23 protein-coding genes and 1 riboswitch are annotated in these 22,192 nt (G+C 62.3%); of the genes, 11 read left to right on the plus strand and 12 right to left on the minus strand.

The window, feature by feature from the left end; translation table 11 throughout:
• The first annotated feature begins 42 nt into the window (after positions 1-42).
• The 5 genes from lysS to AAFP32_RS04145 all read left to right on the plus strand — a co-directional run bounded on the left by lysS (position 43) and on the right by AAFP32_RS04145 (position 5,975).
• Entirely contained in the window at positions 43-1,602 is a 1,560-nt protein-coding gene (gene lysS / locus AAFP32_RS04125; RefSeq protein ID WP_350270758.1) for a lysine--tRNA ligase, read from the plus strand.
• Positions 1,603-1,606: 4 nt separating this feature from the next.
• Positions 1,607-1,852 (plus strand): hypothetical protein, encoded by a 246-nt coding sequence (locus AAFP32_RS04130; protein ID WP_101619449.1) that lies wholly within the window; start codon positions 1,607-1,609, stop codon positions 1,850-1,852.
• Positions 1,818-2,156 carry an Lsr2 family protein gene (locus AAFP32_RS04135; protein WP_350270759.1) on the plus strand — a complete coding sequence of 113 codons (339 nt, stop codon included), beginning with the start codon at positions 1,818-1,820 and terminating at the stop codon, positions 2,154-2,156. Before AAFP32_RS04130 ends, AAFP32_RS04135 begins: the two co-directional genes overlap by 35 nt.
• Positions 2,157-2,743: 587 nt before the next feature.
• Positions 2,744-5,296, plus strand: coding sequence for an ATP-dependent Clp protease ATP-binding subunit (locus tag AAFP32_RS04140; protein ID WP_350270760.1), 2,553 nt, complete (start codon positions 2,744-2,746; stop codon positions 5,294-5,296).
• A gap of 94 nt (positions 5,297-5,390) precedes the next feature.
• Complete coding sequence (locus AAFP32_RS04145) at positions 5,391-5,975, plus strand: amino-acid N-acetyltransferase (RefSeq protein WP_350270761.1); 585 nt, start codon at positions 5,391-5,393, stop codon at positions 5,973-5,975.
• A 3-nt stretch (positions 5,976-5,978) separates the two neighbouring features.
• Here the strand turns inward: AAFP32_RS04145 and AAFP32_RS04150 are convergent, their stop codons facing one another.
• Positions 5,979-7,013: an A/G-specific adenine glycosylase gene (locus tag AAFP32_RS04150; protein ID WP_350270762.1), complete on the minus strand. Its 1,035-nt coding sequence runs from the start codon at positions 7,011-7,013 to the stop codon at positions 5,979-5,981.
• 36 nt (positions 7,014-7,049) lie between these two features.
• Between AAFP32_RS04150 and AAFP32_RS04155 the strand changes: the two genes are divergently transcribed.
• A complete protein-coding gene (locus AAFP32_RS04155) occupies positions 7,050-7,856 on the plus strand; it encodes a hypothetical protein (RefSeq protein WP_350270763.1) in 807 nt (268 codons plus the stop codon).
• 30 nt (positions 7,857-7,886) lie between these two features.
• On the opposite strand, the gene AAFP32_RS04160 is transcribed toward AAFP32_RS04155, so the two are convergent.
• The 6 genes from AAFP32_RS04160 to AAFP32_RS04185 form a co-directional block, all read right to left on the minus strand.
• Complete coding sequence (locus AAFP32_RS04160; protein ID WP_233430378.1) at positions 7,887-8,279, minus strand: VOC family protein; 393 nt, start codon at positions 8,277-8,279, stop codon at positions 7,887-7,889.
• A gap of 74 nt (positions 8,280-8,353) precedes the next feature.
• Positions 8,354-9,703: a DNA repair protein RadA gene (gene radA, locus AAFP32_RS04165; RefSeq protein WP_350270764.1), complete on the minus strand. Its 1,350-nt coding sequence runs from the start codon at positions 9,701-9,703 to the stop codon at positions 8,354-8,356.
• A 62-nt stretch (positions 9,704-9,765) separates the two neighbouring features.
• Positions 9,766-10,533 (minus strand): type I methionyl aminopeptidase, encoded by a 768-nt coding sequence (map, locus tag AAFP32_RS04170; protein WP_350270765.1) that lies wholly within the window; start codon positions 10,531-10,533, stop codon positions 9,766-9,768.
• Positions 10,534-10,708: 175 nt separating this feature from the next.
• Entirely contained in the window at positions 10,709-10,846 is a 138-nt protein-coding gene (locus tag AAFP32_RS04175) for a hypothetical protein (RefSeq protein ID WP_350270766.1), read from the minus strand.
• Positions 10,847-10,926: 80 nt separating this feature from the next.
• Positions 10,927-12,465, minus strand: a complete 1,539-nt coding sequence (locus AAFP32_RS04180) for an aldehyde dehydrogenase family protein (RefSeq protein ID WP_350270767.1) — start codon at positions 12,463-12,465, stop codon at positions 10,927-10,929.
• Positions 12,466-12,514: 49 nt separating this feature from the next.
• Positions 12,515-13,819, minus strand: coding sequence for an FAD-binding oxidoreductase (locus tag AAFP32_RS04185; protein ID WP_350270768.1), 1,305 nt, complete (start codon positions 13,817-13,819; stop codon positions 12,515-12,517).
• An 89-nt stretch (positions 13,820-13,908) separates the two neighbouring features.
• On the opposite strand from AAFP32_RS04185, the gene AAFP32_RS04190 reads away from it, so the two are divergent.
• From AAFP32_RS04190 to AAFP32_RS04210, 5 genes are all read left to right on the plus strand, one after another.
• Positions 13,909-14,811: a LysR family transcriptional regulator gene (locus AAFP32_RS04190; protein WP_350270769.1), complete on the plus strand. Its 903-nt coding sequence runs from the start codon at positions 13,909-13,911 to the stop codon at positions 14,809-14,811.
• On the plus strand, positions 14,808-15,410 hold the full coding sequence (locus tag AAFP32_RS04195; protein WP_350270770.1) for a class I SAM-dependent methyltransferase: 603 nt from the start codon (positions 14,808-14,810) through the stop codon (positions 15,408-15,410). The genes AAFP32_RS04190 and AAFP32_RS04195 overlap by 4 nt, the downstream gene beginning before the upstream one ends.
• Before the next feature lie 14 nt (positions 15,411-15,424).
• The gene (locus AAFP32_RS04200; RefSeq protein WP_350270771.1) at positions 15,425-16,177 is read left to right on the plus strand and encodes a class I SAM-dependent methyltransferase; all 753 of its coding nucleotides are present in this window, start codon (positions 15,425-15,427) and stop codon (positions 16,175-16,177) included.
• A 125-nt stretch (positions 16,178-16,302) separates the two neighbouring features.
• A complete protein-coding gene (locus tag AAFP32_RS04205; RefSeq protein ID WP_101619462.1) occupies positions 16,303-16,623 on the plus strand; it encodes a putative quinol monooxygenase in 321 nt (106 codons plus the stop codon).
• 57 nt (positions 16,624-16,680) lie between these two features.
• Positions 16,681-17,226: a hypothetical protein gene (locus AAFP32_RS04210; protein ID WP_350270772.1), complete on the plus strand. Its 546-nt coding sequence runs from the start codon at positions 16,681-16,683 to the stop codon at positions 17,224-17,226.
• Positions 17,227-17,264: 38 nt separating this feature from the next.
• Here AAFP32_RS04210 and AAFP32_RS04215 read toward each other — a convergent pair whose 3' ends face one another.
• The 5 genes from AAFP32_RS04215 to AAFP32_RS04235 all read right to left on the minus strand — a co-directional run bounded on the left by AAFP32_RS04215 (position 17,265) and on the right by AAFP32_RS04235 (position 22,083).
• Positions 17,265-18,110 carry an energy-coupling factor transporter transmembrane component T family protein gene (locus AAFP32_RS04215; protein ID WP_420883384.1) on the minus strand — a complete coding sequence of 282 codons (846 nt, stop codon included), beginning with the start codon at positions 18,108-18,110 and terminating at the stop codon, positions 17,265-17,267.
• Entirely contained in the window at positions 18,094-19,656 is a 1,563-nt protein-coding gene (locus AAFP32_RS04220; protein WP_350270774.1) for an ABC transporter ATP-binding protein, read from the minus strand. The genes AAFP32_RS04215 and AAFP32_RS04220 overlap by 17 nt, the downstream gene beginning before the upstream one ends.
• Complete coding sequence (locus AAFP32_RS04225) at positions 19,656-20,285, minus strand: ECF transporter S component (protein ID WP_350270775.1); 630 nt, start codon at positions 20,283-20,285, stop codon at positions 19,656-19,658. The genes AAFP32_RS04220 and AAFP32_RS04225 overlap by 1 nt, the downstream gene beginning before the upstream one ends.
• 23 nt (positions 20,286-20,308) lie before the next feature.
• A riboswitch (TPP riboswitch) is annotated at positions 20,309-20,417 on the minus strand.
• Between the two features lie 101 nt (positions 20,418-20,518).
• On the minus strand, positions 20,519-21,427 hold the full coding sequence (locus AAFP32_RS04230) for a universal stress protein (protein ID WP_350270776.1): 909 nt from the start codon (positions 21,425-21,427) through the stop codon (positions 20,519-20,521).
• Positions 21,428-21,543: 116 nt separating this feature from the next.
• Positions 21,544-22,083 carry a DUF4916 domain-containing protein gene (locus AAFP32_RS04235; protein WP_101619468.1) on the minus strand — a complete coding sequence of 180 codons (540 nt, stop codon included), beginning with the start codon at positions 22,081-22,083 and terminating at the stop codon, positions 21,544-21,546.
• Positions 22,084-22,192: the final 109 nt, after the last annotated feature.

Below are 22,192 nucleotides of genomic sequence, written 5' to 3' on the forward strand. Positions count from 1 at the left end.
TCCGAATTCCCCCGGGGCCGCGCTCGCGGTAGCCTGGAGGGTATGGCAGATACCGAGTCGAACACGCCCGAAAACGCAGACCTTTCACCCGAGCATCTCGATCCCGAGCAGATCCGGATCCGAAAGGAAAAGCGCCAACGGCTCTTGGACTCCGACACCGATGCCTATCCGGTCGGAATTCCGCGCACGCACACCCTCGCCGAGGTTCATGCCGCGCATGACGGCTTGGAAGCTGGAGATGAGACCGAGGACATCGTCGGCGTCGTCGGCCGTGTCGTATTCGTCAGGACCACGGGCAAACTCTGCTTCGTGACTCTGCAATCTGGGGACGGGACGCGCCTCCAAGGCATGCTGTCTCTGCGTGAAGTGGGGGAAGAGCGCCTCGGCGACTTCAAGACCGACGTCGATCTGGGAGACTTCCTGTTCGTCCACGGCAAGGTCATCAAGTCCAAACGCGGCGAACTTTCGGTGCTCGCCGATTCTTGGACGATGGCCAGCAAAGCGCTGCGTCCGCTACCGGGCCTGCACACCGAGCTGGCCGAGGACACTCGCGTGCGTCAGCGCTACCTCGACCTGATCACACGCGAAGAAGCACGGAAGACCATGCTGACCCGAGCGGAGGTCATGTCCTCCCTGCGCCGGACGTTCGCCGGGCAGGAGTTCGTCGAGATTGAGACTCCGATGCTCCAGACCATGCACGGTGGCGCTGCGGCACGTCCGTTCAAAACACATATGAACGCCTACGACATCGATATGTTCCTGCGCATCGCACCGGAACTCTTCCTCAAGCGGGCGATCGTCGGCGGCATCGAGAACGTCTTCGAGATCAACCGCAACTTTCGCAATGAAGGTGCCGACTCCACCCACTCCCCGGAGTTCGCGATGCTCGAGGCCTACCAGTCCTACGGCGACTACCACTCGATCGCTGATCTGACGAAGACCCTGGTCCAGAATGCGGCACAGGACGCCACCGGATCCCTCGTGGTGAAGCTGGAGGACGGTGAGGACTACGATTTCGGTGGTGACTGGCGAGTCGTCAGCATGTACGAGACCTTGTCCGAGGAATCCGGAGTCGAAGTCACCCCGGAAACCGAGCTCGACGTCCTCGAAGGCATCGCGGCTGAGAACAATGTCGACCTGGGTGGAGTCTTCCGCTCACATGGAAAGTATGTCGAGGAGCTGTGGGAGCACTTCTACCAGGACAAGCTGTGGGCGCCGACGTTCGTCACCGATTTCCCCGTCGACACCTCCCCTCTGGTCCGTGAACATCGGACCAAGAAGGGCGTTGTGGAGAAGTGGGACCTTTATGTTCGCGGCTTCGAACTGGCCACAGGCTATTCCGAGCTCGTCGACCCGGTCATCCAGCGTGAAAGGTTCGAGGCTCAGGCGGCTGACGCGGTCAAGGGTGATGAAGAAGCAATGGGGCTTGACGAGGAATTCCTCACCGCCATGGAACACGGAATGCCGCCGACGGGCGGTATGGGGATGGGGCTTGACCGTCTGCTCATGGCTTTGACCGGCCTGGGAATTCGAGAAACCATTCTCTTCCCATTTACGAAGCCAATTGCCTCGGGTAATTCGGAAATAGCTGAGGAGGGTTGAGCACATGATGGATCTGATGAAGGCTCTATTACCGTCGATCTGTGTTGGTTTGCTGTTCTGGTACGTGATGAGAAACATTCTGCGTGCAGATCGGACAGAACGCGAGCAGATCGACAAATTCTATTCAGAGCATGAAGTTAGCGAATTAGGCGATAATCATGAATCAGATGTTAAGATGACTTCGACAAATACTTCTGATGATGAAAAGAGTGAACATGGCAAGGGAGATGCGACTCGTTCTTACGGATGATTTCGATGGCTCGGCGGCGTCGGAAACAGTTCGCTTCAGCCTCGACCAAGGTACCTACGAACTTGAACTGTCGACAGAGAATGCCGAAAAGCTCCGTGAAACGTTCGCCCCGTTCATCGCCAAGGCTCGTCGGGTAGCGAACCCGGGCGGTCGTGGACGACGCACAGGGTCCGGCTCCGCTACGGGTCCGAAGCGCGACACTGCCAAGATTCGCGAATGGGCACAGGCAAACGGATATCAGCTGGGCGATCGTGGACGCATTCCACTTGAAATCGTCCAGGCATACGAAGCTGCAGACAGCTGATTCGACTGCTTCCAGGTACTGTCGATTATTGAAGCGGCATAGCGAATCGTTTGATTTCGAGCGATTCCATAATTGTTTTCTGAAGGACTAACGGTGCGCCCGTTGGTCCTTCAGTGTTTCTGTTGATGAGCTTCGCAGGTGGGAGATCGGGAACCAGGACTGGAATATCTGCGCGGCGAATGACGTTTGATTCAACGAATGCTCGCTGCAGTTGTCGAATGTGAGAATCGACTTCGATCACGGTGTGACCTGATCGCGGACAGTAAAGTATGACGAGGCGTCCGCTGCAATATGCGGAGCATCTTGTTTTCCCGTTGGGCAGTACGGAATCGACCCACCTCATCGACGCGCAGAGCCAGAATGGGCGCAGGGGTGGAGTGCGCTGTCGTTCGCGGCCTGAAGTGACGGTCACCGCAGAGCTAGTGGCGCAGAACGGGGACGGCCGAGTGCTGGCCATCAGGGTGTGTAAGGGGCGGGCATTGAATTTCGCCCACAGCCAAACGGGTTCGGCTGATGGCGAAACGTGCAATAGATCGTGGCCAATGGTCGTTAGGCTCTAAAGAATAACAAGACCGAGGAGGGTGAATATGTTCGAGCGGTTCACTGACCGAGCACGCCGAGTGGTAGTGCTTGCCCAGGAAGAAGCCAAACTACTCAAACATAACTACATCGGAACCGAGCACATCCTGCTCGGCCTGATCCACGAGGGTGAGGGCCTGGCAGCCAAAGCACTTGAGGGAATGGACATCTCCCTCGAGCAGGTGCGCGACCAAGTCCAAGAGATCATCGGACAGGGACAGCAGGCACCGAGCGGGCACATCCCGTTCACTCCGCGTGCGAAAAAGGTCCTCGAGCTCAGCCTCCGTGAGGCACTGCAGCTGGGGCACAGCTACATCGGAACCGAGCACATCCTGCTCGGACTGATCCGCGAGGGTGAAGGCGTTGCCGCACAGGTGCTCGTCAAGCTGGGCGCCGACCTGGGACGAGTCCGTCAGGAAGTCATCAAGCTTCTGTCGGGCTACCAGGGCAAAGAACCCGTCTCCGCGGGCGGACGAGAGGAGGGAACCCCCTCCGGCTCGCTGGTCCTCGACCAGTTCGGCACGAACCTGACCGCAGCCGCACGCGAGGGCAATCTCGATCCGGTCATCGGCCGGCACGAGCAGATGCAGCGCGTGATGCAGATCCTGTCCCGTCGGACCAAGAACAACCCTGTCCTCATCGGTGAACCCGGCGTCGGCAAGACCGCAGTGGTCGAAGGACTCGCCTTGGCGATCGTCAACGGCGAAGTTCCGGAGATCCTCGAGGGCAAGCAGCTCTACACCCTGGACCTCGGATCACTGGTGGCCGGCTCCCGCTATCGTGGTGACTTCGAGGAACGCCTGAAGAAGGTCCTCAAAGAGATCCGCACACGCGGGGACATCATCCTCTTCATCGACGAGATTCACACCCTGGTGGGTGCGGGTGCTGCTGAAGGCGCCATCGATGCGGCTTCGATCCTCAAGCCCATGTTGGCTCGAGGCGAACTGCAGACGATCGGTGCGACAACTCTTGATGAGTACCGCAAGCACATCGAGAAGGATGCGGCTCTGGAACGTCGGTTCCAGCCGATTCAGGTTCCCGAACCTTCGCTGGCGCATTCGATCGAGATCCTCAAGGGGCTGCGCGACAAGTACGAGGCGCACCACAAGGTCACGATCACGGAAGGCGCACTCTCGGCTGCCGTGAATATGTCCGATCGCTACGTCAATGACAGGTACCTGCCGGACAAGGCGATCGACCTCATCGACGAAGCAGGTGCCAAGTTGCGCATCTCGCGTCTGTCGGTGCCGCAGGAGATCCGTGACCTGGAGGAGAAGATCCTCGAGGCTCGCCATCGCAAGGAAGCCGCCATCGATGCTCAGGACTTTGAGCTCGCGGCATCTGAACGTGACTCCGAGATGAAGCTGCAGCAGGACAAAGACGAACAGACCGAGGCTTGGCGCAAGAGCGGCAAAGACACCTCTGCCGTCGTTGACGCGGACCTGATCGCCGAGGTGCTGGCAGCCGCCACCGGTATTCCGATCTTCAAGCTCACCGAGGAAGAATCCTCGCGTCTGCTGCGGATGGAAGACGAACTGCACAAGCGCATCATCGGGCAGGACGACGCGGTCAAGTCGATCTCCCGTGCCATCCGCCGGACCCGTGCGGGTCTGAAGGATCCGAAGCGGCCCTCCGGCTCATTCATCTTCGCTGGCCCCACGGGCGTCGGCAAGACCGAGTTGGCGAAGGCTCTGTCGGAGTTCCTGTTCGGTGATGAGGATTCGCTCATCAGCCTGGACATGTCGGAGTACTCGGAGAAGCACACCGTGTCGCGACTGTTCGGTTCGCCTCCCGGCTATGTGGGCTACGAAGAGGGCGGTCAGCTGACGGAGAAGGTCCGTCGCAAACCGTTCTCAGTGGTCCTCTTCGACGAGGTGGAGAAGGCTCACTCGGATATCTTCAACTCACTGTTGCAGATCCTCGAGGATGGTCGTCTGACTGACTCGCAGGGTCGTGAGGTGGACTTTAAGAACACGATCATCATCATGACCACCAACCTGGGTACACGAGACATCTCGAGTGGTCTGCAGCTGGGCTTCCAAGTTGAGGGCAGTACCAACAACAACTACGAGCGTATGAAGCAGAAGGTCAACGAGGAGCTCAAGCAGCACTTCCGGCCCGAGTTCCTCAACCGTGTCGATGACACGATTGTCTTCCCTCAGCTGAACAAGGAAGAGATTCTGCAGATCGTCGATCAGTTCCTGGCACGTCTGGACGCACGTCTGGCCGATCAGGGCATGAAGGTCGAAGTCAGCGATGCGGCCAAGAGCCTCCTCGCCGATCGTGGCTACGATCCGGTCTTGGGTGCTCGTCCGCTGCGTCGCACGATTCAGCTCGAGATCGAAGACCACCTGTCCGAGAAGATCCTGTTCAAGGAGATCGGAAGCGGTCAGACCATCAGGGTCGACGTCAAGGGAGAAGGCAAGGAAATGGAATTCACGTTCGAGGGCGTGGAGACCGAGAGCATTGCCGCCAGCGGTCCGGATGATTCCGGTTCCGGTGGAGAACTCGCTGGAGCCGGTTCGTCCGGCGGCAGCGGTTCTGGAAGCTCTGCTTCCTGATCTCCTCCTAGAGCGCTGAAAGCGCCCGGGGACACAGCATCGGCTGAGTCCCCGGGCTTTTTCATGCTCGCTTCCGATGGTGTTGAATGAAGATATGAGCTCAGCCCCAATCGACTTCGACCATGATCAGGTCTCCGCAGACCACCACTTCAACCATTCCCTTCCCGGTGGCCTCTTCCTGCGCAGGGCTCGGACGAGCGACGTCAAGGGGATTGAGGCGTTGGTCGCGCCGCTGGCCGAAGAGCGCATCCTGCTGGCCAAGGACACCGTCACCTACTTTGAGACCCTGCAGGAATTCTGGCTGGTTGTGGACCCGCAGCCGGACGGAACCGAGATTCTTGCCGGATGCGCGGCGTTGCACATCATCTGGGCCGACCTTGCGGAAACGCGCACGGTTGCCACCTCGCCGGCCTATCGGGGGCGCGGAGTGGGTAAGGCGCTCATCCGGCAGCTCCTCTCAGACGCTGTGGCAATCGGTGTCGACAGGGTCTTCTGCCTGACCTTCGAGACCGGGTTCTTCGGTTCGCTCGGATTCGAGCCGATCAAGGGCATCCCAGTCTCCCCAGAGGTCTACGTCGAGCTTCTGCACTCCGCCGACGAAGGCGTGGCCGAGTTCCTGGACCTGGCCCGAGTCAAACCCAATACGTTGGGCAATGCTCGGATGATCAAGTACCTGTGAGCTTCACTGAGGGAGGGTGAGGCGTTCCTCGTGCTGCGCTGCGAGTCCATCAACGACGAGCCCGTCGATGATGCGCAGGATCCGATCTGTATCCGCGGTGAGGTCGCGCATCTTTGTCAGTGATTCGGAAGTCGCATGGCCGAGGGTGTCTAAGAGATCCGAATCGATCGTCGTGGTCGACGCTGTGAAGAGGTCGAGGGTCACAGAATCCGGGAAGTCGCTTGCTGCCTCCGCATGCGCAGACTTGAGCACGTCCATGATGGCGCCGCGCAGCTGACGGTCCGTGCCTGCCCACTTCTGTGTCTTCGGTTTCTCCGCCGAGGCAGGTCTTCCCGCCTTCTGCCAGGCGCAGATGTCATTGAGCGGGCAGGTCTGGCACCCGGGATTCCTGGCCGTGCACACGAGTGCGCCGAATTCCATGACCCCGGCGTTCCACTTCTCATGGTCCGTCTCGGGTACGAACTGGCCTGCCCACTCGGTCTCTGCACGGCCCGGTGAGGCTGAAGGGCGATCACGTCCCGCAAAGAGCCGGATGAGAACACGTCGCACATTTGTGTCGAGCACGGTGGTGCGTTCACCGTGGGCGAAGGAGGCCACAGCGGCTGCGGTATACGCACCGATGCCGGGGAGACGTTCGAGTTCCTGTGCGGTCTGGGGCACGCTTCCGTCGAGTTCCTCGGCGATCACCCGCGCGGCTTCCTGCAGCCGCAGAGCCCTTCGCGGGTAGCCGAGACGGTCCCAGCTATGGAGCACTTCGGCGGTGGTCGCCTGCGCCAGATCCGCGGGTGTGGGCCACTTCTGCAGCCATTCCCGCCAGCGGGGTTCGACCCGGGAGACGGGAGTCTGCTGTGACATGATCTCACTGACGAGGACCGCCCACGCGCTGGTGTCGGCATCTCTCCAGGGCAGGGGGCGAGCCGCGGTTTCGAACCAAGTGATGATCGTCTGGCGAACGCGGTGAATATCCGTGTCTGCAACTGTGGGGAATGGGGAATCGGGACGCGAAGATCTCGATTCGGCGGTGGCTCGGTGTGTCATTTGGATGCTCAAACGCTTCGGCTTAGGCTCAAAGCGATGACTCCTTCCAATCGTGGTTCGCAGCCGAAGAACGGCGCCAGGCAGCCCCGCCAGTCTAGCGGGAAGCTGCCAGCGCGCGTGTACCGTCGGCGGCGCTACATGTTGTTGTTTGCCAGCCTCGTGGTGGTCGCCCTGGTGGTGCTTGGAGCCGTCGGAATAGTCAGGGGACTGGGCGGAGGCGGCGGGGAAGAACCTGTTGCCGAAGACACGCCGTCGGCGAGTCCGACGACACAAGCGCCGGTGCCGGATGAGAAGGCCGCGAGCGGAAAATGCCCGGAGGACCAGGTCGGACTCAAAGCCGGTGTCGACGAGAAGAGCTTTGACGAGGACGCGAAGCCCAAGTTCGAGATGGTGATTGAGAACAATCACACGGCCACCTGCCTGATCGAGGTCGGCACCAAGGAACAGGAGTACCTCGTTCAGAAGAACGGTGACGTGGTCTGGTCCTCGAAGTTCTGCGCTGCAGGTGAAGACGAGAACGCTGAGGTCTCGACCGAGTTCGCACCTGAGTCGGAGAAGACTGCCCAGCTTGAATGGAACCGGGTCCAGGTGGACAAGAACTGCAACCGAACGAACAAGGATTTCGGTCCGGGGGAGTACGAACTGGTCGTCAAGCTTGGTGAGAAGAAGAGCAAGCCGGCGAAGTTCGAACTGGAGAAGGACGCAGCCACCAAGGCCAAAGAGAAGAGAGAAGCCGAGGAGAAGAAGGCTGAGGAGAAGAAGTCCGAGGAACCTGACGAGAAGAAGCCTGACGAGAAGAAGTCGGACGAGAATTCCGACGGTTCAGGTTCCGCGGACGGCTGAGCAGTTCGCGTCGGTGGGGCGGCTGCGGGCTCAGGCTCCGCGGTAGGAGCCCACGCCCCAGGAGTTGCCATCGTGGTCGCGGAAGTCGAACTCTCGGCCGCCATGGGGCTGTGTTGCCACCGGCTTGACGATCGCATGGCCCATGTCCGTGATCTCCTCGTAGAGCCGGTCGACTTCTCGTTCCGTGTCGACGACGATGTAGAGAGAGTTGCCGCCGACGCTGTCGAGTGCTGACCCGTCGTTGCGGACGGAGCCGAACATGATTCCACCCGTATCACCGAGTGCGTATTCGGCATGGACGATGAGCTCGGGATCGGCCTCGTCCCTGACTGTGAGCCGCTCAGTGAAACCGAGTGCTGCCAACAGAGCGGTCGTGGCGGCCGCGTCCGTGGTTCTCATTGCCGGAAAAACTGTCGTGGTCATACTTCCAGGATGCGCTATTTATGTGCAGATGTCCCGAACTTTCACACAACTGTGATCTCCGTGCGATGTCTAGCTCATTTGCCTCCCAGCAGCAGCTCAACGGCTTCGGAGACGTGCTCACATTCCTTGACGCGCATTCCCTGGGGAGTCGAGACGTTTCGCAATGCGCCGTGAGCGACGATCGCATGGGTGATGCCGAGGCGGGAGGCCTCATTGAGCCGCTGGCCCAGGTTAGGGACATTGCGGATCTCTCCCGAGAGGCTGATCTCACCGATCGCAACAAATTTTGCGGCCATGGACTTACCGATCGCGGCCGACGCCAGCGAGAGGCAGATCGCGAGGTCGCTGGCCGGTTCACTGAGCTTTGCGCCTCCGACCGTGGCGGTGAAGACATCGGACTTGGCCAAACTGATAGTCCCGATTTTCTGACTGAGCACGGCGAGCATCATGGCCACTCGTGAGGAGTCCACACCGGAGACGGACCTGCGAGACTGCCCGCCCGCGGATTCGGTGATGAGCGATTGAACTTCGACGAGGAGCGGACGTTTGCCCTCCTGCGTCACTGTCAGACAGGTGCCTGGGGGATTGCTGCCGCTGCGGGAGAGGAAGAGGCCAGAGGGATCCTCGAGGCTCTTGATGCCGTTTTCCTCCATGTCGAAGCAGCCGACATCGTCGGTCGGCCCGAACCGGTTCTTCACAGCGCGCAGCAGACGCAGTCGGGAGTGGCGTTCCCCTTCGAAGTTGCACACCACATCGACGAGGTGCTCGAGAAGCCGGGGTCCGGCGATCGTGCCGTCCTTCGTAATGTGGCCAACGAGCACTGTTGGCAGCGACCTAGACTTCGCCTCCCGAATGAGGGCAGCAGCCACCTCTCGGACCTGAGTGACTCCTCCCGGCACACCGTCGATCTCGGATGAGGCGAGTGTCTGGATGGAATCGACGATGAGCATGTCGGGCTCTTCAGCCTCGATCATTCCCAGGACAGCGCCGAGGTCGGTCTCCGCCGCCAACAGCAGAGAGTCCTCGAGCGCGTTGATGCGCTCGGCCCGCAGCCGGACTTGTCCGGCGGATTCCTCACCGGTGACGTAGAGGACCTTGGAGCCGAATTTGGCAAGGCGTGAAGCGACGTCGAGCAGAAGAGTCGATTTTCCTACGCCCGGTTCACCAGACAGGAGAACGACAGCACCGGGGACGATGCCACCGCCGAGGACGCGGTCGAATTCGCTGACATACGTGGTTCTCGCCTGGGCCAGGGTGGAATCGATCTGGTTGATCGATTTCGCCCCGGTGGACTTCTTGACCTTCGTCTTGACCGAGGTCTTCCCCGCGCCCTTCTCCTCGAGTGTGCCCCAGGCTTGGCATTCAGGGCAGCGACCCAGCCATTTGACGGTCGAATAGCCACATTCGGTGCAGGTGAAAGACATACGACAAGTCTGGCACGTCCCACTGACACAGCCGCACGTACAGTGGGCGAGCGCTGGCGATCTCAGTCCAGGGTGGTGAGAACTCGCGGGCCGTCCTCGGTGATGGCGATCGTGTTCTCCGAATGCGCGCCGTTCGATCCGTCTGCCAGGCGCAGGGTCCAGCCGTCCTTGTCGACGGCCAGCTTCTTCGAGGTGAACGACCACCATGGCTCGATCGCCAGTGTCAGGCCTGGTTTGAGTACCAGGCCGCGTCCGCCCTTGCCCCGGTTGGCGACATGTGGATCTTCGTGCATCGTATGGCCGAGCCCGTGGCCGCCGAAGTCGAGGTTCACCGGAATCCGCTGCTCATCGGCAACATCGCCGATGGCCTTCGAGATATCGCCGAGGCGGTTGCCCGGCTGCGCTGCCGAAATGCCGGCTTCCAGCCCTGCCCAGGTGGAGTCGATGAGGCGCTGGTCCTCGTCGCTGCCGTCACCGACGACGACGGAGCGTGCGGCATCGGCGACCCAGCCATCGATGGACACGGCGAAGTCCAGGGTGAGCAGGTCGCCGTTCCTCATTACGTAGTCATGGGGTTTGCCGTGGAGGACTCCGTCGTTGACTGAGAGGCAGATGACATTTCTGAAAGGGCCTTCGCCAAACGATGGAGCGTAGTCCCAATAGCAGGAGACGGCCCCGGCCTCCTCGATGAGCTTCCGCGCCCGCTTTTCCAGATGCATGATGTTCATGCCTGGTTCCGCGAGCGAAGACAGCTCGGCCAATGTCTTCGCGACGAATCGGCCGGTGACCGCCATCTTGTCGATCTCGGCGGGTGTCTTCAGCTCAATCACGGGTGTTCTCCTTCAGTCTTCACGGGCTCAACCTCAACTTTAGTCGTTTGCGTCTCTTCCGTCGCGGTCGCCCTGCCTGTCCGTGATCAAGCAGACAGTTGTGCGCGAATGTGATTGTAAGGACTTTTGTTGGCAGATCGGTTTCACATCATGAGGGACATCGTTTTGACAGTCATCAGGGGGCATTGCCTTTGGGCTTTCGGCGACGTCGGGCATCGAGTCGGTCAATGACGGTGGTGCGACGTGGATCTTGGAACTCATCGTCTTCCCGCTCGCCGTGCTGGTAGGAATCGTTTCCCTGCTTCTCAAGCACAGAAAACCGGCGCCGGCACCGACGCCCGAATCCCCGCGAATCAGGTCAGGAACCAGAACAGCCTCGTTGATTCGTGGCTCTCAGAGGAACTCGACTCCCTGAGCCAGCGGTAGCTCACCCGAATAGTTGACCGTGTTCGTGGCCTGGCGCATGTAGGCCTTCCAGGAATCGGTGCCCGACTCACGCCCGCCACCGGTCTCCTTCTCACCGCCGAAGGCGCCGCCGATCTCCGCACCGGAGGTGCCGATGTTGACGTTGGCGATGCCGCAGTCCGAACGCGACAGGAACTTCTCCGACTCGGCCAGCTCGGAGGTGAAGATCGCAGAGGACAGCCCCTGCGGCACGCCATTGTGGATGTCGAGCGCCTCATCGAGATCCGAATAGGTGACGACATAGAGGATCGGGGCGAAGGTCTCGGACTCCATCACCGAGGTCTGGCTGGGCATCCGCACGACCGCGGGCTCGACATAGTGGGCTTCGGGCCGCTCGTCGTCGAGAACCCGCCTGCCACCGCAGAGGACCGTGCCGCCTTCGGACTCGGCTTGCTTGAGTGCAGACTGCATCGCCTCGAACGATCCCTTGTTGATGAGCGGCCCGACGAGCACGCCGTCCTCGGTGGGGGAGCCGATGCTCAAGGTCTTATAAGCGGCGACGATCTTCTCCACGAGGTCATCGGCAATCGATTCGTGGACGATGAGGCGGCGCAGAGTGGTGCACCGCTGCCCCGCGGTTCCCGCAGCGGCGAAGACGACACCGCGCAGCGCCAGATCGATGTCCGCACTCGGGGCCACGATCGCACCATTGTTGCCGCCGAGTTCCAGGAGGACCCGACCGAAGCGCTCGGCCACGACCGGTCCGACCTCTCGGCCCATGCGCACCGAGCCCGTGGCCGAGACGAGGGCCACACGCTCATCGCGAACCATGGCATCACCGATGTCCCGACCGCCGACTAGGACAGGAACGAGCCTCTCCGGAGCCCCCACCTCGGCGGCGGCACGGGCCAGCAGTGACTGGGCCCCCAGGGCGGCGAGCACGGCGTTCTCCGAGGGCTTCCACACCACAGCGTCCCCGGCGACCAGTGCCAGTGCGGTGTTCCAGGAGTAGACGGCCACAGGGAAGTTGAAGGCGGAGATGACGCCGACGACTCCGAGCGGATGCCAGGTCTCCATGAGCCTGTGTCCGGGGCGTTCGCTGGGCATCGTCTTGCCCCACAGCTGCCGGGACTGACCGAGCGCGAATTCGCAGATATCGATCATCTCCTGCACCTCACCGGCGGCTTCGGACGGGGTCTTGCCCGCCTCGACCGTGATGATCTTCGCAAGATCCTCCTTGTGCTCACCCAACAGCTGCCCCCAGCGCTGCACCAGCTGACCACGCACGGGTGCTGGGACGTCACGCCACGTGGCGAACGCCTCGGAGGCTGCGACGATCTTGTCGGCAGCAGACTCCTTGGTGTCCGCGGCCAGCGTGCCCAGGCTCTGACCGGTGATGGGGGAGCGGGCAGGAAGGTTCGCGGGGGCACCGGACCCTGCTGTCAGCACGGAGGCCTCGACTCCGCAGGCGGTGAGCCCGGAGGTGAGGAGGTCGGTGATCGTCTGGTCAGTGGGCAATGCAGTCATTGCTGTCCTTTCGCTGGTGCTTGTGTGGGTTGGGGTGGTGGGTGGCAGGTCACACGATGTTGAGCTCCTTGCGCAGTCCCGAGGTGGCGAAGCGTCGTTTGTCCAGGCCGGAGACGTCGACGAACGGTTCGCGACCGGTCATGAGGTCGGCGACGACCTCCCCGACTGCCGGTCCCATGAGGAATCCATGTCCGGAGAACCCGCAGGCGTAGAAGAATCCGGAGAGTTCTTCGGCCTCGCCGATGAGTGCATTGTGATCGGGCGTCATCTCGTAGAGTCCCGCCCAGCCGCGCTTGACCTCGACCTCGCCCAAGCCCGGAGCCCGTGATTCGATGAGTTCGGCCAGAGTGGGCAGCCAGTCCGGATTGCGCTTGTCGTCGAAATCCCAGACATCCGTCTCGTCGGGGCATCCGAAGAGCAGGCCCGGACCCTCCGGATGGACGTAGAAGCTCGTGGAGAAGTCGATGGTGAACGGCATCCGCGACAGGTCGATGCCCAGTTCCGCTTCATCCACGGGCTCGCTGACCATGATCTCCCGTCGCAGGGGCTTCACCGGCAGGTCAACACCGGCAGCCTCGCCGATGAGCCCGGACCAGGCACCGGCGGCACAGACAACCTGCACACACTCGATTCTGCCCTTCGTCGTGAGCACAGACTGCACCGTACGGGTGCTGCCGCTCGGGTCCTCACCCGCAGTCGACTCGAACCCGGTCACCTCGCAGTTCTTGACCACCGTGACTCCGAGTTCTCGTGCGGCGCTGATGTACCCGGACACCACGGCCTCGGGGGTGCAGTGCCCATCAGTGGGATTGAACGCCCCCGCCACGAGACCCTCGGTGTTGATATACGGGGCCAGCTCAGCCACCTCGGCGACGGTGAGCATCCGGGAATCCAGACCCATCCGCTGCTGGAGTTCGACATTGACAGCGAAGGTGTCGGCCGTCTCGGCGGAATCGAGGAGGAACAGGTACCCATTGCTGACCAGATCGATGTCGACGCCGAACTCGGCCTCGAAGTTGCGCAGGACCTCGAGGCTGCGCGTGGACAGGGCGATGTTGACCTCATCGGAGAACTGGCAACGCACCCCACCGGCGGCCTTCGACGTCGAACCCGAACCGGGGACGTCCCGTTCGACGAGAACGATGTCTTCCACGCCATGCTTGGCCAGGTGATAGGCAATGGATGCTCCCATGACTCCGGCGCCGATGATGACGACCTCGGCGCTCGTCGGGGCCGTGCCTGTCGGTGATGTGCTCTCCAACTTCCACCTCACTGTCTTCTGCTGCGAACGTCCGTCCTGGGTCGTCGCAGCAACGGGGAGTGCCGACGTCGATGTCGGCGAATTGCGGCTCACTGCCCATTGTGGTTCCAGTCACGTTTAAGGGCAAGAGCGAGTTCATGAAAACTGTTTTTAGGAAACGTGAAAAGAGCTAGGCTGTAGCCATGGCATGGACTCTCGGACAGCTGCGCACCTTCGTCACCGTGGCCGAACTGGGGTCGATGACCAGAGCCGCGGAACAGCTGGGCTACAGCATCGGCGCTGTCTCCCAGCACATGAGCGCCCTGCGCCGCGCCGTCGGCTCCGAGCTCTTTCTGCGCCGAGGCAGGGGAATGGTCCTCGCCGAGGCCGGCCGAACGCTGCTCCCGCGTGCCCGAAGCATCCTCGCTGCTCAGAAGCAGGCAGAGATGGCGATGCTGGGCAGAGACTTCCGCAGCGAAGCCATCGTCACCCTCGGCGTCTTCGGTTCGGCATCGACTAAGGCATTGCCCTCCATCGTGAGGCTCCTGGGTCAGCGGCATCCGCACATCGAAGTCCGAGCCCGTGAGATCAACGTCGAGACGATGTCGGCGGCCGTGATCGACGGAGCGATCGACTTGGGTATCGGCATCAACTATCCGGCCGTGCCTCTGCCGCCTATGCGGGGTCTGAGCTGGACGACCGTGGCCAGAGAGGCCTTCGGCATCGTGGTGCCCGCAGGCGCCCCGCGACCTACACAGACGGACCTGTCCGAGGCCGATTGGATCCTGCCGCCGGCCGAGGAGCTCTTCGGCCGAGCGATGCGCCTTGCCACCTCGGCGATGGGGATCGCTGCGAAGGAGACCCACATCGTCACCGACACCGCCGTCGCGCTCGCCCTGGCAGGCACGGGGCTCGGACTGACCCTGGCCACGCCGATCATGATGTCCCTGGGCGGACCCGAAGTCGACCTGCATCCGATCGACGAGGCAGGCGGCAGAGCGATCATCGTCCTGACTTCCCCGGACCCGGCAGACCCGGTCGGGGCCGTCGCCGAGGTGGTCACCGACGTCTTCGCCGACAGCTTTCGCCCTAGGATGGGGCCATGAACTTCGATCATCAGTGGAACCGCATCCGTGAGACCAACCCCGATCACTCTGCGAATTACGCGGACAGGTGGCGGAAGCTCACCGCCGCAGGGCACGATATCGGGGGAGAGGCGCGATTCGTCAACGCGATGGCCCCGCGCGGAGCACGCATCCTCGACGCCGGCTGCGGCACAGGTCGTGCCGGTGGTCTGCTCATCAGCGAAGGACACACTGTCTACGGCGTCGACCTCGACGAGTTCCTCATTGCCGTCGCCGAGGAGGACTTCCCGAGCGGTGAATGGCACACGGGCGATCTCGCCGAATTCGACTTCTCAGCAGCTGGCATCAACGACATCGATGTGGCCTTCTGCGCGGGCAACGTCCTCTCCTTCCTCGACCCCGCCTCACGGCGGCAGACCCTATCCAACATCAAATCGACGCTGAAGTCCGGAGGACGCTTCGTCGCCGGCTTCGGGGCCGGACGAGGCTATGATTTCGCTGACTTCATCGACGATGTGACGTCGACCGGAATGCTCGTCAACCTCAAACTCTCGACCTGGGAGATCCACCCCTACGAGCCCGACAGCAACTTCCTCGTCCTCATCGCCGAACGTGCGTGAACGAGGACTCCGAGATGAGCAATCGCGCCTACGAGGAGGAACTCCTCGCCGCCATCTACGACGATGACAACCCGGATGGGCCAGATCACGACTACTTTCGTGCACGTGCACGGAAACTGTCGGCGACTCAGATCGCAGATCTGGGATGCGGCACGGGAATCCTCACCGCGACGATGGCCGGACCGGGGCGCATCGTCGTCGGCATCGACCCTTCCGCGGCCATGCTTGAGCGCGCCGCAGCACGGCCCGAAGGCGACAAGGTCGAATGGCGTCGCGGTACATCTGAACTGATCGAAACCGACTCCAGCGACCTCATTGTGATGAGCGGCAATGTCGCGATGCACATCCTCGGCGATGCTTGGACTGCGACTCTGCGCGACATCAGCCGAGGGCTGCGCGAAAACGGTGTGCTGGCTTTCGAGGCTCGCAATCCTCTGGCTCAGGCCTGGCAGAAGTGGAACACACCTGCCCAGACACGGGACACCGCAGTGGGGCGCCTGCGCGAAGCAACGACTACCTCGGCGCCGGACGAGCTGGGCATCATCACCATGGACAGCGTCTACGAATTTCTCGATGCCGACGAGGTGGTCGACGTCAGTCAGCGACTGCAGTTCAGGACCTTCGCCACTCTGCGTGACGATCTGGGTGCCGCTGGTCTGAGAGTGAGCGACGTCTGGCGGAACTGGGACCGTATTCCGTTCACAGGATCCGCGGACGAACCGCTGATGATCATTGAGGCAGTCAGCGCAGACGAACCGCGAACGTGATGCCGACGTGCACCGGCTCGGGGCGCACTGACGTGGCTCTTGGAGCGTCAGCCGAAACATGATTGGCTGGTTGCGTCGACTCGATACGGTCCGACGGTTTTCTCATACGAACAGGAGCGGTCAGCATGATTTTCATCGTTGTGAAGTACGACGTGAAGCCCGAGAGCGTCGAGGCTTTCCCCGAGGCGGTGCGCACCTTCACCGAGGCGGTCCGCGCCGAGCCGGGCAACCTCTGGTTCGAATGGTCGAAGAGCCTGGACAAGGACAATGAGTTCGTCCTCATCGAGGCATTCACCGACGAAGGTGCCGAACCCCACGTCAAGAGCGACCATTTCGCCGCTGGGCTCGAGGCCATGCGCCCGCACCTGGCATCGACACCGAAGATCATCTCCCGCAAGATCGACGGCGAGGGCTGGGACGAGATGGGCGAACTCAAAGTCGACTGAGCTATGGTCGTCGGCTGAACCATAGTCATTGACGACTCGATTGCCTATACTTCTCCCATGACGACCAAGGCAGTCAATGTGCAGGCGATCGAGAACGCCCTCGGAGAACCCTGGGCGACAACCCGAGCTCGCCTCGAGGTGGCTGGGGGGTCATCGGCGAGTCATAAGGAACTCGCTGATGCCCTCTATCCGCAGTTCGACGGCGTCGTTGAGAAACATGGCTGGTGGGTCCAAGGCGCGGTCGTCGCCTACGAGCAGGAGATCGGCCGACGTGTGCCCGGCCAGCGCGCCGACGGCACCTTCGATGTCGCGGTCTCTCGCACCGTGACCGGCGACCGTGACGACGTCATCACCCGGTTTGCGTTCCTCGTCGACCAAGGTCCGCTGGCTGGTGTGGCCATCGACGGTGAGCCTCGCACATCGAAGACGGACAAGCGCTCATTCTGGCGGGCGAACCTTGAAGACGGAACCCGATTCGAAGCGGCCGCCGAACCCAAGTCCGAGGGCAGGACGCGTCTCGTGCTCACCATCTCCGAACTGCCCAGCGCCGAGGCGCTCGAAGATCGGCGCACTCACCTGAAGGAACTCCTCAGTCAACTGTGACGGGTTCGCAGCTGCCCTGGGCCTGCCATCCCAGGGACTCAGCCGCCGATGATCGGATTCCACGTCCCCAGCGCATGTGCGGCCACGATCGCGAGCACACAGACTCCGAGGGACACCGCCACGGCCACCCCATCCCCGGCGCCGAAGACCGACTGCCTGCGCCAGGTCCGCCCGGGCCTGCCGAACGCGCGGCCCTCCATCGCCATCGCCAAGGTCGTACCTCGTCGAATCGACTGCACCAGCAGCACGAAGATGCCGGCGAAGAGGCTTCTCGTCCGCCGCACGACCGAACCCCCGGCAACACCTCTGGCCCGCCTGGCCATCGACAGCGTCTGCCACTCGATGACAAGCAGGCCCAAGAGCCGACTGGCGGCTAGAACCGAGACGACAACGACCTCGGGCAGGCGCAGATGTTGGATCAGCGCATCAGAGAGGTCCCTGGGATCGATCGTCGATGCGAGCACGATCAGCGGAATCGCCAGCGCCAGAGCCCGGACGAAGATCGCTGCCGCGGCATCAAGGGATCCCGCTGTCATCAGAATCGGGCCGAGATCGACGAGCACGGCACCGGACTTCTCCGCCAAGATCGCTGTGCCCCAGGCTGCCAACAATGCTCCCAGCGGCAGAAACCACAGCCGTTTGAGTGCGGCGATCATGTCGAGCCCAGTGGCTGGCAGGCCGATCAGGGTGAACCCGAGGACCACACCGGCCGAGACGAGGTCGATGCTCAGCAGGGCACCGACCATGAGGATGAGCGCCACAGCGATCTTCGTCAGCGGATTGCACCTGCCCAAGGGAGTGGAGCGAACCACAGGAATGAGCTGACCGGGATCCTGAACCTCCACCTTCGCGGGAGCATTCCTCAGATCACTCAACTCGTTCACTCCTTGGCAGCCGATCGGAGGCGGTCTCGGAAAGAGTTGCGGGCGAGGCGTTGGCAGCTGGTTGCCCCAGTTCTATCCGCCTGGCGCCGATCGCATCGAGGAATGAATGATCGTGGCTGACAGCCACGACGGAACTGCCGCGGGCAAGCACATCGATGAACAGCTCGACTAGCCCCGCCCACGTCAGGGCGTCCTGCCCGAACGTCGGTTCGTCAACGATGAGGACCCTGGGCCGCGGGGCCATCATCGCAGCGACCGAGAGCCTGCGCTTCTCACCGCCGGACAGACCCTGCGGATGTGCCTCGGCTATCGTCTCCAGACCCAGTACATGCAGCAGCTCTTCGACACGCTCGTCGACATCGGAACTCGACCATCCGGCCAGTCGCGGCCCCAGGGCCAGTTCCTCGGTGACACTCGAGGCCAGGAACTGATGCTCCGGCTCCTGGAACACCATCCCGATCCGCGGGGCCAGAAATGCCGAGGGCCAGCGGAATGGTCGAGCCTGCTTCGCCCCCGATCGCAGGGACCCGAAGGCATTGACCTCACCGTCGAATTCGGAGATCAAACCGGCAAGCGTCAGCGCCGTCGTCGACTTTCCCGCCCCGTTGGCCCCGATGATGCCCAGGGCCTCACCGGCGCGGACATCGAGGTCGATGTCCGTCGCCGCCACGACCTTCGCCCGTGGACGAGCGACGCCGAGGCGATGCGTGCTCAGCAGCACCTCTCCGGTGGAGCCTGGAGCCGGATTCGGAGTGGCTCGTGTGGCCCGATTCCCAGCCATCGGCTCACGATTCGCCGCAGCCTCCGGGTCTTCTGGGACCCAGATGCCGCAGTCGCGGAGCTCCCCGGCGATCTGCGGATCACCGAAGACCCGCCTCGGCGAGCCCTGGGTGATGAGCCCCTGGCGGCCGAGCACAACGACGGTGTCCACGTGATCGAGCCACAGGCCGACTCGATGTTCGACGATGACCATCGTCGCCGAGGTTGCCGCCTGGGTCTCGAGGATGGCATCGCGAACGGCCCCGGCAGAGTCGGGGTCGATGTTTGCCGTCGGTTCGTCGAGGACGATGATCTCAGGTCTCATCGCGTGGATGCCGGCGAGGGCCAGACGCTGCTTCTGGCCGCCAGACAGTGCCGCAGTGGGATGTGACTGGGGGAGGGCGAGGCCCATCCTCGCCAGCGATGAGGCGATCCGGGCCTCGATCTCCTCGGCGGGCAGACCCAGGTTCTCCATGCCGAAGGCGACATCGTCGCCGACGCGGGAGAAGATCACCTGCGAATCGGGATCCTGCAGGACCAGCCCGATCTCACCTCGGCGAGGGTCGGGTGGACAGTCGCCGATGAGGAGCTCACCGGTCGCCGTACCGGACTCGGAAGGCACGACACCGGCGATGGCGTGGAGCAGGGTGGACTTGCCTGCCCCGGACGGGCCGAGCAGGAGGACCTTCTCACCTGCGGCGATGTGCAGGTTGATGGGACCGACGGCAGGTTCATCACGATCGGCATGTTGCCATGAGAACCCGCGGGCGGTGATCGGCAGAGCCATCAGCGCATGCGGCCAGAGGCGAAGGAGCTCAGCGCACCGGTCTTCGCGATCGCACGGTAGGCGAACCAGGCTCCGATGCCGGAGATGACGATGCCGGAGATGATGGCGCACACCGCATAGGCGGCTTGGAAGCCCAGCTGCCATTCGGCGTTGTACATGATGTTCTCGCTCACGGACATGAATGTCGCAGCCAGCAGTCCGGACAGGCTCGTGACCCACAGACTGAATTTTCGATAGCCGAAGGCGGCGAAGATGAGTTCGGCACCGAGACCCTGGATGAACCCGGAGAGCAGAACTGTGGCGCCGAAGTGCGAGCCGAGGACGGCCTCGACGATGGCGGCGATCATCTCGCATAGCAGTGCGGCACCGGGTTTGCGGATGATGATCGCAGCCAATGGTCCCGCGAGGACCCACAGGCCGGCAATGAGGCCGATCGATGGGGGGAAGGCTTGGAACCCGAGTTCGAGAACCTTCCAGCTCAGGGCCAGCACCCAGAAGATGAGTCCGACGGAGATTCCGAGCACGGCGGTGACGACGTAGTCGACGACCCTCCACTGCTTCGTCACGGGGACGTGGGAATACTTCGGCTTGAATCCGGTGGTGGTATCCGGCGCGGTCGTTTTTGGCATTGTGCCTCCTCAGATCAAGGAGGGGTAGAAGAGTCTCGACTTCCTTCGGCGGTGCTAACCACATCAGGTTCGAGGGTCTGCAGCTTCATCTGCACTCTCAGCGCCTTAGTCGGCGCTCCCCTGTCGTGGCACCCACTGTACATCAGCCTGAGACCGGGACCCGGTGCGAAGAGTTCGCCAATGGTTCCGGGCGTCGGCGACCACGAATCGATTCTCGATCAGAACAGCTGTGATCAGTTCGGTATGACCATGACCGGCCCCTCCGCCTGATGGAGGACTCCGCGCGACACGGAACCCATCAGGGCACTTTTCACTGCTCCACGTCCACGGGTGCCAAGGACGGTCAGCTGCGCCGACTTTGTCATCCCGACGAGAACTTCGGTCGGATCTCCGGTCGGCACCGACCCGCTCGTCTTCAGGTCGGGGAATTGCTGAGTTACGGCGGCGACCTCATTTTTCAGAGACGACTCAAGCTGTTTCTGCCGGCGGCCTGAGACCTCTGCACTCAGCTCCAGTTCGGGATACCAGTAGAGCCATTCGTCGCCTGTGGGGAGGACAGAGACGATCTCGAGCGGTGCTTGCCGTATGTTGGCCATCTCGGCGGCGGCAAACATCGCCAGGCGCGCAGCCTGCGAGCCGTCGACCGCGACGACAACCGAGGTCCCTGTTGATTCCGAATGATGGCTGGGGACCACGATCGTCGGGCAGTGGGCGTGCGAAGGCAGGGCGGTGGACACCGAGCCGAGGAGCCGACCGACGAAACCACCACGTCCTCTGGCTCCGACGACCACTGTGAGTGCATGTGCGCTCAGGCCTGCCAAGACGCCGGCGGCGTCGCCGAGTTCGGCGCGATAGGAGACGGGACCAGCATGATCTCGAAGAGCTCCGGTTGCCTCGGCCAGTCGTTTCTCAACCCCTCGACGTGCGGCCTCCTGCTCATCGATCTTCGGCATGGATGCGATGTTCGGGTAGAGCATCGCCGGGACCATGTAGGTAGTGACGACGGTGAGGGCAGTATTTCGGCGCATCGCCTCCGCAGCCCCGTATTCGAGGGCTTGAGCGGCAGGCTCGGACCCGTCATACCCGACAAGGACTCCGAGTCCTGTCGGCGTGCGGTCGGTGGAGAGATTCTCGGCAGTCATGGCAAGCCTCCTGATGGGGCCAGCTATACCCAGATGAGGACGATGGCCCCGATCATGAGAACCGTCCCCGTGCAACTCAGTATACCAAAGCAATTCTACGGAGCGTAGAAGAACCTTCAGATCGCGAAGCCCATGTGGGCCAGTGCATATCTGAGGATGTGCTCCTGACCGTGGCACAGCTCGTTGACGATATCGGCGCGCAGCGTCTCCTCCGGTGTCAGCCAATCGAGGCTCAGTGCATCGGCGCGGGGAGTGCATTCTCCACGGACCTCGAGGATGAAGCACATAGAGATCGCATGCTGGCGCGGGTCATGGAGCAGAGACGAGCCTTCGGTGGGGAAGTACTCGGCGATGTGGAACGGTGCGATCGCAGGCGGAATGACCGGCAGCGCCATCGGTCCGAGGTCATTCTCCGCGTGACGCATCAGCGCTGAGCGGATGCTCTCATGGAAGCGGATCCGCCCGCCGACGACCTCTCGACCCAGCGTCCCGTCGTCCAGGCTGCGCAGCAGGAGGCCGATCCGCTCGACGTTTCCCGATTCGCCCACGCGCACGGGGATTGCATTGACATAGGGAATGGGCAGTCGCCGTCTCAGCTGAGCGAACTCGGCATCATCGAACCAGTTTTCGTCGAAGTCCAGAGCAGTGCGCGTCATGACTCAATTGTGGCACAGTTCACCGGCGCGCTCGAGTGGCCCGCTGGATGGGCCCCGGGTGGTGGGAACTCGGTGTGGTCGGGTAAAGTATCTTGATGTCGAGATAAAA

This window comes from Brevibacterium sp. CBA3109 (assembly GCF_040256645.1).
In the GTDB taxonomy this organism is placed as follows: Bacteria; Actinomycetota; Actinomycetes; order Actinomycetales; family Brevibacteriaceae; genus Brevibacterium; species Brevibacterium koreense.

Excerpts from the sequence above, each read along its gene's own strand:
- lysS (WP_350270758.1), top strand. The coding sequence starts at position 43 with ATGGCAGATACCGAGTCGAACACGCCCGAAAACGCAGACCTTTCACCC.
- AAFP32_RS04130 (WP_101619449.1), top strand. The coding sequence starts at position 1,607 with ATGATGGATCTGATGAAGGCTCTATTACCGTCGATCTGTGTTGGTTTG.
- AAFP32_RS04135 (WP_350270759.1), top strand. The coding sequence starts at position 1,818 with ATGGCAAGGGAGATGCGACTCGTTCTTACGGATGATTTCGATGGCTCG.
- AAFP32_RS04140 (WP_350270760.1), top strand. The coding sequence starts at position 2,744 with ATGTTCGAGCGGTTCACTGACCGAGCACGCCGAGTGGTAGTGCTTGCC.
- AAFP32_RS04145 (WP_350270761.1), top strand. The coding sequence starts at position 5,391 with ATGAGCTCAGCCCCAATCGACTTCGACCATGATCAGGTCTCCGCAGAC.
- AAFP32_RS04150 (WP_350270762.1), bottom strand. The coding sequence starts at position 7,013 with ATGACACACCGAGCCACCGCCGAATCGAGATCTTCGCGTCCCGATTCC.
- AAFP32_RS04155 (WP_350270763.1), top strand. The coding sequence starts at position 7,050 with ATGACTCCTTCCAATCGTGGTTCGCAGCCGAAGAACGGCGCCAGGCAG.
- AAFP32_RS04160 (WP_233430378.1), bottom strand. The coding sequence starts at position 8,279 with ATGACCACGACAGTTTTTCCGGCAATGAGAACCACGGACGCGGCCGCC.
- radA (WP_350270764.1), bottom strand. The coding sequence starts at position 9,703 with ATGTCTTTCACCTGCACCGAATGTGGCTATTCGACCGTCAAATGGCTG.
- AAFP32_RS04180 (WP_350270767.1), bottom strand. The coding sequence starts at position 12,465 with ATGACTGCATTGCCCACTGACCAGACGATCACCGACCTCCTCACCTCC.
- AAFP32_RS04190 (WP_350270769.1), top strand. The coding sequence starts at position 13,909 with ATGGCATGGACTCTCGGACAGCTGCGCACCTTCGTCACCGTGGCCGAA.
- AAFP32_RS04195 (WP_350270770.1), top strand. The coding sequence starts at position 14,808 with ATGAACTTCGATCATCAGTGGAACCGCATCCGTGAGACCAACCCCGAT.
- AAFP32_RS04200 (WP_350270771.1), top strand. The coding sequence starts at position 15,425 with ATGAGCAATCGCGCCTACGAGGAGGAACTCCTCGCCGCCATCTACGAC.
- AAFP32_RS04205 (WP_101619462.1), top strand. The coding sequence starts at position 16,303 with ATGATTTTCATCGTTGTGAAGTACGACGTGAAGCCCGAGAGCGTCGAG.
- AAFP32_RS04210 (WP_350270772.1), top strand. The coding sequence starts at position 16,681 with ATGACGACCAAGGCAGTCAATGTGCAGGCGATCGAGAACGCCCTCGGA.
- AAFP32_RS04220 (WP_350270774.1), bottom strand. The coding sequence starts at position 19,656 with ATGGCTCTGCCGATCACCGCCCGCGGGTTCTCATGGCAACATGCCGAT.
- AAFP32_RS04225 (WP_350270775.1), bottom strand. The coding sequence starts at position 20,285 with ATGCCAAAAACGACCGCGCCGGATACCACCACCGGATTCAAGCCGAAG.
- AAFP32_RS04230 (WP_350270776.1), bottom strand. The coding sequence starts at position 21,427 with ATGACTGCCGAGAATCTCTCCACCGACCGCACGCCGACAGGACTCGGA.
- AAFP32_RS04235 (WP_101619468.1), bottom strand. The coding sequence starts at position 22,083 with ATGACGCGCACTGCTCTGGACTTCGACGAAAACTGGTTCGATGATGCC.